Annotated in this window: 13 protein-coding genes; 5 read left to right on the top strand and 8 right to left on the bottom strand. The window is 67.3% G+C overall.

The window, feature by feature from the left end:
- Window position 1 precedes the first annotated feature (1 nt).
- The 5 genes from AC5Y7E_RS21560 to AC5Y7E_RS21540 form a co-directional block, all read right to left on the bottom strand.
- Complete coding sequence (locus AC5Y7E_RS21560) at window positions 2–466, bottom strand: hypothetical protein (RefSeq protein ID WP_499950680.1); 465 nt, start codon at window positions 464–466, stop codon at window positions 2–4.
- Between the two features lie 71 nt (window positions 467–537).
- On the bottom strand, window positions 538–1,635 hold the full coding sequence (locus AC5Y7E_RS21555; protein WP_499950679.1) for a class I SAM-dependent methyltransferase: 1,098 nt from the start codon (window positions 1,633–1,635) through the stop codon (window positions 538–540).
- 28 nt (window positions 1,636–1,663) lie between these two features.
- On the bottom strand, window positions 1,664–2,620 hold the full coding sequence (locus AC5Y7E_RS21550) for an SDR family oxidoreductase (protein WP_499950678.1): 957 nt from the start codon (window positions 2,618–2,620) through the stop codon (window positions 1,664–1,666).
- 30 nt (window positions 2,621–2,650) lie between these two features.
- Window positions 2,651–3,274, bottom strand: a complete 624-nt coding sequence (locus AC5Y7E_RS21545) for an MBL fold metallo-hydrolase (protein ID WP_499950677.1) — start codon at window positions 3,272–3,274, stop codon at window positions 2,651–2,653.
- Window positions 3,274–4,359, bottom strand: coding sequence for an S-(hydroxymethyl)mycothiol dehydrogenase (locus tag AC5Y7E_RS21540; protein ID WP_499950676.1), 1,086 nt, complete (start codon window positions 4,357–4,359; stop codon window positions 3,274–3,276). The genes AC5Y7E_RS21545 and AC5Y7E_RS21540 overlap by 1 nt, the downstream gene beginning before the upstream one ends.
- A 117-nt stretch (window positions 4,360–4,476) precedes the next feature.
- On the opposite strand from AC5Y7E_RS21540, the gene AC5Y7E_RS21535 reads away from it, so the two are divergent.
- The 3 genes from AC5Y7E_RS21535 to AC5Y7E_RS21525 all read left to right on the top strand — a co-directional run bounded on the left by AC5Y7E_RS21535 (window position 4,477) and on the right by AC5Y7E_RS21525 (window position 6,978).
- Window positions 4,477–5,496: a class I SAM-dependent methyltransferase gene (locus AC5Y7E_RS21535; RefSeq protein WP_499950739.1), complete on the top strand. Its 1,020-nt coding sequence runs from the start codon at window positions 4,477–4,479 to the stop codon at window positions 5,494–5,496.
- Window positions 5,496–6,314 carry a serine hydrolase domain-containing protein gene (locus tag AC5Y7E_RS21530; protein WP_499950675.1) on the top strand — a complete coding sequence of 273 codons (819 nt, stop codon included), beginning with the start codon at window positions 5,496–5,498 and terminating at the stop codon, window positions 6,312–6,314. The genes AC5Y7E_RS21535 and AC5Y7E_RS21530 overlap by 1 nt, the downstream gene beginning before the upstream one ends.
- 151 nt (window positions 6,315–6,465) lie before the next feature.
- Window positions 6,466–6,978, top strand: coding sequence for a DUF3145 domain-containing protein (locus AC5Y7E_RS21525; protein WP_067132670.1), 513 nt, complete (start codon window positions 6,466–6,468; stop codon window positions 6,976–6,978).
- Here AC5Y7E_RS21525 and AC5Y7E_RS21520 read toward each other — a convergent pair.
- Window positions 6,975–7,907: a diacylglycerol kinase gene (locus AC5Y7E_RS21520; RefSeq protein ID WP_499950674.1), complete on the bottom strand. Its 933-nt coding sequence runs from the start codon at window positions 7,905–7,907 to the stop codon at window positions 6,975–6,977. The genes AC5Y7E_RS21525 and AC5Y7E_RS21520 overlap by 4 nt on opposite strands.
- Complete coding sequence (locus AC5Y7E_RS21515; RefSeq protein WP_499950738.1) at window positions 7,904–9,484, bottom strand: FAD-binding oxidoreductase; 1,581 nt, start codon at window positions 9,482–9,484, stop codon at window positions 7,904–7,906. Before AC5Y7E_RS21515 ends, AC5Y7E_RS21520 begins: the two co-directional genes overlap by 4 nt.
- 47 nt (window positions 9,485–9,531) lie before the next feature.
- Between AC5Y7E_RS21515 and AC5Y7E_RS21510 the strand changes: the two genes are divergently transcribed.
- Entirely contained in the window at window positions 9,532–10,101 is a 570-nt protein-coding gene (locus AC5Y7E_RS21510; RefSeq protein ID WP_499915821.1) for a TetR/AcrR family transcriptional regulator, read from the top strand.
- Complete coding sequence (locus tag AC5Y7E_RS21505; RefSeq protein WP_499950673.1) at window positions 10,098–11,639, top strand: glycerol-3-phosphate dehydrogenase/oxidase; 1,542 nt, start codon at window positions 10,098–10,100, stop codon at window positions 11,637–11,639. The genes AC5Y7E_RS21510 and AC5Y7E_RS21505 overlap by 4 nt, the downstream gene beginning before the upstream one ends.
- 14 nt (window positions 11,640–11,653) lie before the next feature.
- Here the strand turns inward: AC5Y7E_RS21505 and AC5Y7E_RS21500 are convergent, their stop codons facing one another.
- The gene (locus tag AC5Y7E_RS21500) at window positions 11,654–12,037 is read right to left on the bottom strand and encodes a hypothetical protein (RefSeq protein WP_499950672.1); all 384 of its coding nucleotides are present in this window, start codon (window positions 12,035–12,037) and stop codon (window positions 11,654–11,656) included.
- Window positions 12,038–12,105: the final 68 nt, after the last annotated feature.

Here is a 12,105-nt window from a genome sequence, read left to right as displayed (position 1 = left end):
CTCAACCCTTTTCGCCCTTGTTCTCCTCCTGGGCGGCTTCTCTCAGCTTCTCGTTGAGGGCCTTGTCCTTTTCGATCTGCTCCTTCAGCGCCTGTTCGTCGCGCTGGCCAGCACCCTGCTCCGCGTCAGAATCCTGCGCATCCGAGCCTTGGGCGTCCGAGTCCTGAGCATCCGAACCCTCGGGTTCTTCGTGCTTGGGATTGCCGTCTTCGTCCAGCCAGTCGTTGACCGCGGTGCCGGACACGCTTCCGCCGGTGCCGGGCAGGACGATCGTGGGCTTTTCTTTGTAGGCCTCCATCATTTCGGCGGCCTTCTGCTTATCGTCGTCGTCCGGCTCGGGTTTCTCCGTCACCCGCTGCTCATCGTCCCCTTGATTGGTTTGATCAGCTTGCTTGGCTCGCTCCGACTGCGTATCTTCCTCGGTCGACTTGTCGTTCTCAGTCCCTTTATCGTCTTGCACGCTCATGCGTCTACCCCTTCGCGGTCGCAGGTTGACGATTGCTAGGGGTTACCCGCAGTACCGTTGTGCCGAAACTCTCATCGCTGCGCTGTGTCGCGCTTGACCAGCACAACCAACGCCTGCGGAATCCACATCGGCTCGGGTGCGCTCGACAGGCGCTCGGCGAGCCCGGCCTCCAGCTGCTCGGCGAACTTCGCCGCTCGCCCGTCGTGGATCCCACCGTCGAGCGCGGCCACCAGGGAGGGGAACAGCGCGAAGCGAGCAAAGGCCGCCCACTGCGCGCCGAAAGCCTCTGCGTCACGGTCCAACCGGTAACGAGCCCAAAATCGATCCTCGGCGTTGAACATCTCGAGGTGCTCGATCATCAGGCCTTCGAACCGGCCCTTCGGAGCGAACGGGGCACGGAAATCCTTCTCGGCACGGGGAAACGTCGGAATCATCATGCGCCGCAGCTCATCTGAACTCAGCAGACCGTCGCGCACTTGGTCGCCCAGCGCGTCGACGATGGCATCGAGCAGCGGGGCGAACCCCGCCGTGTCGTCCTCGTCGGCGGCCGGCGTCAACGCCACCAGCCGGCCCTCGGGGGCCAGCTCGCGGCCGCGGAAGGCGACGAAGTTGTGCCAGTCCAGCGCGGCCTGGTCGGCGAAGGCCGACCGCACGGCCTCGTCCCTGCTGTGCGAGACGTGCACGTGATCGTGCACCTCGCACGGAGTTCGGCTCAGCCATTGGATTGCCCACGACGTCCAACCCAGGTTGACCGTCTTGGACGGCACGATCTGGTCATAGAACGATCGGCCGACCGCCGAGGTGAACGTCGCGGTGTCCGAGTGCAGATAGCTTTCCGGATCGTCGGCCACCGTCGAGAACAGCGCCGCGAAGTCGTTTCGCGGTACGTCGGTGTGCGCCACCAGGATTGCGTGATCGTGGCGGGTGCGGCGACGCAACACCGCGATTGCCGCCGACAGCGGCTTCAGCGAATTGTGGCCGTTGGCGGCGCCGTAGTCGGCGATGACGATCGGCTGCGGGGCTTTGGGCAGCGTCACCTCTTCGGCGGCCCGCTCGAACGCCGCGATCGCCTGTGCCAAACCGGCGGCCCGCAGCCGCGACGCCTCGGCGTAGTCGGGTTCGGGCCGCACCACGATGCTCGATTCGGGCATCTGGGGTTCGGGCCGCATGGATCAACGATAATCGTTGCGCTGATTATCAGTTCGTCGTCGGATAGCTCACGCCGGTAAGCTGCGCCGAAAGCTCCCACAGCCGCCGGCAGTCGTCTTCGTTGCGCGCGCGCTGGGGAACCTTCGCCAAAGCCACCCCGCCGCCGGCGGCCTCGAAGGGTCCCCGGGGCCCATAGAACGCGCCGCCTTCGGCGTGCGGCGCGGCCGCCGCGTACAACGCCGGCAGAATCCCCTCGTCGATCTTCTGCCACAGGAACGGCGTGAAGCGCCAGGACGCCTTGTACAACCGCTCCATCAGCGCGGGCTTCTCGCGACCGTGCGAAGGGCCGGCGACCTGCAGGTTGGTCTTGGTCAGGCCGGGGTGTGCGGCGTTGGACATGATGCCCCAGCCGGCCGCCCGGCTGCGCCGGTCCAACTCGAGGGCGAACATCAACACCGCCAGCTTCGACTGGCCGTAGGCCGACATCGCCGCGTAGGACTGCTCGAACTGCGGGTCGTCGAAGTGGATCTTGCCGCTTTGGCGCGCGGCGAGGCTGCTCAGCGAGACGACGCGAGGGCTCTGGGCGGCGCGCAACAGCGGCAGCAGATGCCCGGTCAGCGCGAAGTGCCCGAGATGGTTACTGCCGAACTGCAATTCGAAGCCGTCCGCGGTGGTGTCGCGCTCCGGCGGCGTCATGACCCCGGCGTTGTTGATCAGGATGTCGATCGGTCGGCCGTCGGCATTGAGCTGCTCGCCGAGCGCGGCGACGGAGGCCAGCGACGACAGGTCGAGCGATTTGATGGTCAGCTTGGCCCCGGGAACCGTGGTGCGGATCTCCTCGATCGCCCTTTCCCCTTTGGCCCGGTTACGAATGGCCATGACGACGTCGGCGCCCGCGGCCGAGAGTCGCCGAGCCAGCCCGAAACCCAAACCGCTGTTCGCTCCGGTGACGACCGCCAGTTTTCCCGACAGATCGGGCACGGTGGCGACGAGGTTGCTGGCCATGCTTATCACTCCTTGAACAGTGTGGAGTACTCAGTGGCCGCGGGCCACCCATTCCTCGTAGTGCACGATCTCCTCGCCGATCGTCGTGCTGTCCCCATGGCCGGTATGCACGACGGTCTCGCCGGGCAGCTTGCCCAGCCGCCCGGAAATCGACTCCAGAATCGTCGGGAAGTCGGAGTGCGAACGCCCGGTGGCGCCGGGGCCGCCGGCGAACAAGGTGTCGCCGCTGAATACGACGCCCAGGTCGTGCACGTACCAACACACCGATCCAGGGGAGTGACCCGGAGTGTGCAACGCTTTCAGCTCGGTGCCGGCGATCTTCAACGTCTCCCCATCGGATATGGTGCGAAAATCCTTGTCCGGGTGGGTCATTCGCCACAGAACTTCGTCGGCGGGGTGCAGCAGCACAGGTGCGTCCAGCGTCTTGCCGAGTTCGGGCGCCACCGTGACGTGATCGTTGTGGCCGTGCGTGCACACCACCGCCACCACATGGCGACCCCCCACGGCCTCGATGATCGGCGCCGCATCGTGGGCAGCGTCGAACACCACGACATTCGAGTTGTCGCCGATCAGCCAGATGTTGTTGTCGACTTCCCAACTGCCGCCGTCGAGTTCAAAGGTGCCGTGGGTGACCACCCGATCGATGTCGACCATCAGAGCACAACCACCGATCGCAGTACCTTGCCGCCATGCATCTTCTCGAACGCCTCCTCGATGCCGTCTAGCCCGATTCGCTCGGAGACAAACTTCTCGAGGGGAAGCCGGCCCTGCAGATACAGGTCGATCAGGGTGGGGAAGTCGCGTTCGGGCAGGCAATCGCCGTACCACGACGACTTCAACGAACCGCCGTGGCTGAACAAGTCCACCAGCGGCATGTCCAGGCGCATGTCGGGGGTCGGAACACCCACCAGCACAACGGTTCCGGCGAGGTCGCGGGCGTAGAAGGCCTGCTTCCAGGTTTCGGGCCGGCCCACCGCGTCGATCACCACGTTGGCGCCGAACCCGTCGGTGAGGTCCTTGATCGCCTCGACCGCGTCGAGTTCGCGGGCGTTGACGGTGTGGGTGGCGCCGAACTTGCGGGCCCAGTCCAGTTTCGTGTTGTCGGTGTCGACGGCGATGATGCGCCGCGCGCCCACCAGCGCCGCACCGGCGATCGCGGCGTCGCCCACCCCGCCGCAACCGATCACCGCGACGGTGTCATCCCGGGTGACCGCCCCGGTGTTGATCGCCGCGCCGAGTCCGGCTATCACCCCGCAACCCAGCAGGCCCGCCACCGCCGGGTCGGCCTCGGGATTGACCAAGGTGGCCTGCCCGGCGGCCACCAGCGTCTTGTCGGCGAACGCCCCGATGCCCAGGGCGGGCGTGAGTTCGGTGCCGTCGGTCAGCGTCATCTTCTGCGTGGCATTGAAGGTGTCGAAGCACAGGTGCGGCCGGCCGCGCTTGCAGGCCCGGCACTGCCCGCACACCGCGCGCCAGTTCAACACGACGAAGTCGCCTGGCGCGACGGCGGTCACGTCCGGCCCAACCGCCTCGACCCGGCCGGCGGCCTCGTGGCCGAGCAGGAACGGATACTCGTCGTTGATGCCGCCCTCGCGGTAGGTCAGATCGGTGTGGCACACCCCGCAGGCGATGACGTCGACCAGAGCCTCACCGGGCCCGGGGTCCGGGACGACGATGTCGACCAGTTCGACCGGCTCGCCCTTCTTACGTGAAATCACGCCGCGCACTGTCTGACTCATGGGCTCCAACCTACTGACCGTCGCCATACATCTCTCGGCGGGTTGTCCAGCCATGGACCGGGTGTAGCGTCGCTGTGCGTGACGGCTTTGGAAACCACCGAAGAATTCACCGAACGGATGACCGCGGCGATCGACGGCGCCAGCCTGTCGCTGTTGCTGAGCATCGGGCATCAGACCGGCCTGCTGGACACGATGGCCGGGATGGCACCCTCCACCAGCGAGCAGATCGCCTCGGCCGCCGGATTGAACGAGCGCTACGTCCGAGAGTGGTTGGCCGGCATGACCACCGGCCGCGTGGTCGAGTACGACCCCGGCACCGCCAGTTACTCGTTGCCCGCGGAGCGCGCCAAGGTGCTGACGCGCGAGGCCGGACCGGACAACCTGGCCCTGGTGACCCTGCTGTTTCCGGTGCTCGCCGAGGTCGAACAGAAAATCATCGGGTGCTTTCGCGCCGGCGGCGGTCTGCCCTACAGCGAGTTTCCCCGCTTTCACGCGTTGATGGCCGAGCAGAGCGGCGTCGTGTACGACACCGCGTTGGTCGACGTGGTGCTGCCGTTGGTGGGCGGCCTGGTGGAGCGCCTGCGGTCCGGAGCCGAGGTCGCGGATTTCGGCTGCGGCAGCGGACACGCCATCAACGTGATGGCACAAGCGTTTCCGGCCAGCCGCTTCACCGGCATCGACTTTTCCGAGCAGGCCATCGCCACCGGGATCCGGGAAGCCGAGGAGCTCGGCCTGACCAATGCCGCCTTCGAGAGCCACAATCTGGCTGACTTGGACAAGGCGGACGCCTACGACGTCATCACCGTCTTCGACGCCATCCACGATCAGGCGCAGCCGGCGCGCGTCCTGGAGAACATCTACCGGGCGCTGCGGCCCGGCGGCGTGCTGCTGATGGCCGACATCAAGGCGTCGAGCCGGCTCGAGGAGAACGTCGGCGTGCCGATGAGCACCTACCTGTACACGACGTCGCTGATGCACTGCATGACGGTGTCGCTGGCGCTGGACGGGGCCGGACTGGGCACCGCCTGGGGGACGCAATTGGCCGTCTCGATGCTGGGCGATGCCGGATTCGCCGACGTGAGCGTGGCCGAGATCGAGTCGGACCCGATCAACAACTACTACATCGCCCGGAAGTGATGGCGGCCCTCGACGCCCTGAACGACTGGCCGGTCGGGGCCGCCGCCGCGGCGGTAATCGGATCTGATGGTGTGCTGGCCAGCCACGGCGACACCGGGCGGGTGTTCGAACTGGCGTCGGTGACCAAGCCGCTGGCCGCCCGGGCCGTGCAGGTCGCTATCGAGGAAGGGGCGGTCGACCTCGACACGGCCGCCGGGCCGCCCGGCGCGACCGTCCGCCACCTGTTGGCCCACACTTCCGGTCTGTCGATGCACTCCGACCAGGTGCTGGCCGCGCCCGGTGCCCGCCGGATCTATTCCAACCAGGGCTTCACCGTGTTGGGTCAGACCGTGGAGCAACAGACCGGCATCGAGTTCGCGCGCTACCTGACCGAGGCGGTATGCGAACCGCTGGGCATGGCGGCGACCGTCCTGGAGGGCGGCGCGGTGGCCGCCGGATTCGGGGCGAGGTCGACGGTGGCGGACCTGGCGGCGTTCGCCGGGGACCTGTTGCGCCCGGTGACGGTGTCGCCGGACCTGCACGCCGAGGCGACGACCGTGCAGTTTCCCGGTCTGGACGGCGTTCTGCCGGGTTACGGGGTGCAGCGGCCCAACGATTGGGGGCTGGGTTTTGAGCTGCGGGACACGAAATCGCCGCACTGGACGGGCGCGGGTAATTCCGCGCGAACGTACGGACATTTTGGCCAAGCAGGCGGTTTCATCTGGGCAGATCCCCAAAAAGACCTGGCGCTGGTGGTGCTCACGGACCGGGAATTCGGGGACTGGGCGCTGGGGCCGTGGCCGGCGATTTCTGACGCCGTGATAACCGCTTACAGCTAGTGGGAAACGCACACTAGCGCAACAGGGGTATCACAAGGCACAATAGACACGCACGACACACAAAAAATCGAAGAATTCAGCACGCTGCCCTGTTTGTCGGGTCCGCAGGTCGTTGGGGAAGACGTCCCTCGTGGAACCGAAGGAGCAGGATATGCGAGCGTCGAACCAATTCGCCGACGTGACGACCGGCGTGGTGTACGTGCACGCGTCACCCGCGGCGGTTTGCCCGCATGTCGAGTGGGCGCTGTCGTCGTCCCTGGGCGCCAAGGCGAATCTGACCTGGACGCCCCAGCCGGCGATGCCCGGGCAGCTGCGCGCGGTCACCAACTGGGTCGGTCCGGTGGGCACCGGCGCCAAACTGGCCAACGCGCTGCGGTCCTGGTCCGTGCTGCGGTTCGAGGTCACCGAGGACCCCAGCCCCGGAGTCGACGGCCACCGGTTCAGCCACACCCCACAGCTCGGGCTGTGGAGCGGCGCGATGAGCGCCAACGGCGACGTCATGGTCGGGGAGATGCGCCTGCGGTCGATGATGGCGCAGGGCGCCGACACCTTGGCGGCGGAACTGGACTCGGTGCTGGGCACCGCCTGGGATGAGGCACTCGAGCCCTACCGCGACGGCGGCGACGTCGGCGAGGTGACCTGGCTGAGCCGGGGCGTCGGTTAGGTTTCCCGCTCGCCAGTGGGCCGCAGGATCTGCAGCGCGCCCGGCACCGCCGAGATCTCGGCCGGCAGCGCGCAGGCGAAGTCGCCGTCGGCGTAGACGTTGATGCCGGGGCACTCGACATGGATTGACCGGGCCCTGGCCGTGCTCACCTCATCGAGGTTGACGTGGGTGCCCTTCATCACGGTGGGGAACAGTCGGACCAGCTTGGTGCGGGATGCCTCGTGCACCATGGTGATGTCGAGCAGACCGTCGGTGTAGTCGGCGCCGGGGCAGATCCGCATCCCCCCGCCGTAGCTGCGGGTGTTGCCGAAGGCGGCCAGCGTGATGTCCGCGTCGAGCTCTTCGGTGCCGTCGAGAATTAGGCGGAATGGCAAAAGCCGCAGCTGCGACAGCTCGGCGAGCATCGCGACGTAGTAGCGCAGCCGGCCGTGCGGCCAGGTCATCCGGTTGGCGCGGTCGGTGACCAGCGAATCGAAGCCGGTGGCCGCCACCGTGCCGAACCATTTCTCGACGCCGTTGCTATCCCGAATCAGGCCCAGGTCAATGGATTCCGTGCAGCCGTCGACGACGATGTCCGCGGCGGCCTCGGCATCCTTGGTGGGAATGCCGAATTCGCGGGCGTGGTCGTTGCCCGTGCCGGCCGGAATCACGCCCAGCGGGATGTCGGTGCCGGCCATCACTTGCAGGGCGTTGGAGACGACGCCGTCGCCTCCGGTCACCATGACCGCGTCGGCGCCCTTCTCCAGGGCGGCGCCGACCAGGTGCCGCGCGTCTTGCGCGTCGTCGCCGATGATTTCGACTACTTCCACGCCCCGGCGGTGCAGCCGGGCGATCGCGAGCTGGGCGGCGCGGACCGCGGCGCCGTGGCCCGACACGGGGTTGGTCAGCGCGATCACCTTGCCGATTTCTCGGCGGCGCGGCGGTGTCACGGAATCAGCTTGCCGGGGTTGAGAATTCCGGCCGGATCCAATGTCTGCTTGACCGCGCGTAACACCTGCACTCCCAGCTCGCCGATCTCGTCGCGCATCCACGGGCGGTGGTCGGCACCGACCGCATGGTGGTGGGTGATGGTCCCGCCGGTGGCCATGATGGCATCCGACGCGGCCTTTTTGGCAGCTTTCCACTGCTCGATCGGGTTGCCCCGTTGCCCGGCGACGACGGTGAAGTACAAGGAGGCGCCTTCTGCGTAGACGTGGGAGATGTGGCACATCACCAAGGCGGGAGTGCCTGTCGCGGCGAGCGCGTCGGTAAGTGCTTGGCTGACAGCGGCTTTGAGCGCGGGAACGTTCGACCAGTTGGTGGCGGTCTCCAGCGTTTCGCACAGCGCGCCCGCCGCGAGCAGGGAATCGCGCAGGTACGGTGCGCCGAACCGGCCGCGCTCCCACGCCTGCGCCGGACCGTCGCCCAGCGAGGTTCCGCCCCGCGCCGCCAGCAGAGCGCTGGTTTCGGCATGCCGGCTTTCGACGTGTTCCTTGGTGCCCTCGAAGGCGGTGATGGCAAGGCATCCGCCGGTGATCTGGGACTCGCCGATCGACTCGGTGGTGGCCAGGTTCACTGCGGTCTCGGCTTCGTCGGAGAGCCGAATGACGGTGGGGCCGGTGGCATTCTGGGTGACGGCGCGCAGGGCCGCGGCCCCGGTCTCGAAATCGGGGAACGACCACGCCTCGTAGCGGACGGCTTCCGGCGCGCGGTGCACGCGCAGCCGTACCTGGGTGATGACGCCCAGGGTGCCCTCCGAGCCGATCAACAGCTGGCGCAGGTCGGGACCCGCGGCGGATTCTGGCGCGCGACCCAGGTCCATGGTGCCCACCGGAGTGACCACCCGTAGCCCACGCACCATGTCGTTGAACCGGCCGTAGCCCGCCGAGTCCTGACCGGAGGAGCGCGTCGCGGCGAAGCCGCCGATGGTGGCGTACTCGAAGCTCTGCGGGAAATGGCCGAGCGAAAAGCCTTGTGCGCCAAGGAGTCGCTCAGCCTGGGGACCGGTGACCCCGGCCCCGAAAACGGCCTGGCCGGACACGTCGTCCAGCGAGATCAGTTGGTCGAAGCGCCGCAGATCCAGCGAGACGACGGCGGAGAACTCCCCACGGTCGGGGTTGAGGCCGCCGACCACACTGGTGCCCCCGCCGAAGGGCACGACGGCGATGCGGTGTTGCGTGCAGTGGCGCAGGATCGCGGCAACGGCGTCGTCGTCACCTGGCAGCAATATCGCGTCGGGCGCATCCTGCACGCCAGGCTGCGCGCGGTTGAGCAGGTCAATGGTTGACTTGCCGCCCGCATGCAGCAACCGATCGGGGTCCGCGGTGCGACAGTATTCGGCGCCGACGATGGCGGCCAGGGCCTTGTGATCGGACTGCGACAACGCCGACGGGCGCAATTGCACCTGGTCGGGTTGCAGTTCGGCCGTGCGGGACCCCTCGACCCCCACGGCCTGTTGCAGCAATGACCGGATCCCCTCCGACAGCGGCTTGGCCGCGGCGGGATCTCCCCATGCGTTCCATTTCATCGGTGGCAAAAGCCCCTGAAGGTCGGTCATGCATTACAATATTACACATGCTGTCAATCCGTAACAAAGAGCTGGACACCGGCGAGCGGATCCTCGCGGCGGCGGGCAGCTGCGTGGTGGACTTCGGCGTGGACCGGGTGACGCTAGCCGAAATAGCCCGACGCGCCGGCGTCAGCAGGCCGACGGTGTACCGGCGGTGGCCGGACACACAGTCGATCGTGGCGGCGCTGTTGACCCAGCACATCACCGAAGCGATGCGCGACGCGCCGTTACTCGGGGAGGATCGCGAATCGCTTGTGCGACAAATAGTTACGGTGACCAATCTGCTGCGGGCCGACCGATTGGTGATGTCGGTACTGCACTCGGATCTCGCGTCGACGTACATCACCGAACGCCTGGGGACGAGCCAGCGCATGCTGATCGACGCGCTTGCCGCCCGGCTGCGGGCGGCTCAACGGCACGGTAGCGTCCGGCGCGGGGACCCCGTCCAGATGGCGACCATGGTGCTGCTGATCGCGCAATCGACCATTCAGTCGGCCGGGATCGTCGAGTCGATGCTCGACGCCGATGCGCTGGTCACCGAACTTGCCCACGCACTGAATGGATATCTGTCGTGATACCTGACCCGACCGCCTTGAATGCCACGCGCCGCGCGGCCGATCTGACCGCACTCGCCGACGGTGAGCCGTTGGACGTGGTGGTGATCGGCGGCGGCATCACCGGTGCCGGGATCGCGTTGGATGCGGCGGCGCGCGGGTTGCGGGTGGCGCTGGTGGAAAAGCACGATCTCGCGTTCGGCACCAGCCGGTGGAGTTCCAAGCTGGTCCACGGCGGGCTGCGCTACCTGGCGACTGGCAACGTCGGCATTGCCCGCCGGAGCGCCATCGAGCGGGGAATCTTGATGACGCGCAACGCCCCTCACCTGGTTCGTGCGATGCCCCAATTGGTGCCGTTGCTGCCGTCGATGAGTTCGGGCAAGCGGGCGCTGGTGCGCGGCGGGTTTTTGGCCGGTGACGCGTTGCGGTTCCTCGCCGGCACCCCGGCGTCGACCCTGCCCGGCTCGCGCCGGATCTCGCCGGGGCGTGTCGTGCAGATGGCGCCCACCGTGCGACGCGACGGTCTGGACGGTGGCTTCCTGGCCTACGACGGTCAACTGATCGACGACGCCCGACTGGTCACCGCGGTCGCCCGTACCGCGGCGCAGCATGGCGCCCGAGTTTTGACCCACGTGTCGGCATCACGGGCCACCGGGACCTCGGTGCGACTGACCGACATGCGCGGAGGGGAATCGTTCGACGTGTCGGCGGGCGCCGTCATCAACGCGGCCGGGGTGTGGGCGGCCGAGATCGACGGCTCGCTGCGGTTGCGGCCCAGCCGCGGCACGCACCTGGTGTTCGATGCCCAGGCCTTCGGGAATCCGACTGCGGCGCTGACCATTCCGATTCCCGGTGAACTCAACCGCTTCGTTTTCGCCATGCCCGAACAGCTGGGCCGCGTCTATCTGGGGCTGACCGACGAGGCGGCTCCCGGCCCCATTCCCGATGTGCCCGAACCCTCGGTCGAGGAGATCACGTTCCTGCTCGACACGGTGAACACCGGATTGGGGACCGGGCTCACCGCCACCGACGTGATCGGCGCCTACGCCGGGCTACGGCCCTTGATCGACACGGGCGAAGGCCGCACCGCCGACGTCTCCCGCGAACATGCCGTCGTGGAGTCGGCGTCGGGGGTGATCAGCGTGATCGGCGGCAAGCTCACCGAATACCGCTATATGGCACAGGATGTGCTGGACCGCGCGATCCGGGTACGGCGGCTGCGCGCCGCGAAATGCCGGACCCGCAATCTGCCGCTGATCGGAGCGCCGGCGAACCCCGGGGTGATCGCCGCGACGGACACCGCGCTGCCGGTGTCACTGGTGCAGCGTTACGGGGCTGAGGCGTCCAAGGTGATTGCCTCCGCCACCTGCGAACGCCCCACCGAACCGGTCGTCGAGGGAATCGACGTCAGCAGAGCGGAATTCGAATACGCGATAACCCATGAGGGCGCGCTGGATGTCTCCGACATCGTCGATCGGCGGACCCGGATCGGGTTGGTGGCGCGCGATCGGGAGCGCGTTGTTCCGGTGGCAACCGAGTTCTTGGCGCGCGTCGGCTAAGCAGCGCCAGGCGCCTAGTCCGACGAGTCCTTGGAGTCCTTGGAGTCCTCGGAGTCCTCGTCGTCGGAGTCGTTTTCGTCGTCGGAGTCGGCCTCGTCGTCATCGTCCTTGGAGTCTTTGGAGTCGTCGTCGTCCTTGGAGTCCTTGGAGTCCTCGTCGTCCTTCGAGTCCTTCGAGTCCTTGGAGTCGTCGCCGCCCTTCGAGCTCTTGGTCACGTCGGAATCCGCGGCCTCGTCGAGCTTGGTTGCGAACTTCGTCAACAGGCCGGCGAGGTCACGGGCCTCTTCGGCCGAGAGCGAATCATCGAATACCCGCTTGTCGCCATCGGAGATGCGCTCGAGGCGAACCGCATTGTCCTGGATGCCGACGTCCCACCGGCCACCCTCTTCACGACCCATCCGATGCCCCTTTCGATTAGGACGTCACCAACTGCAGACGCGTTGAGCGTTGTTTACCCACTCCTGCT

This window comes from Mycobacterium sp. NGS17 (assembly GCF_059813205.1).
Note: the sequence above shows the minus strand (reverse complement) of the source record. Positions and strands in the feature narration are given on the sequence as shown.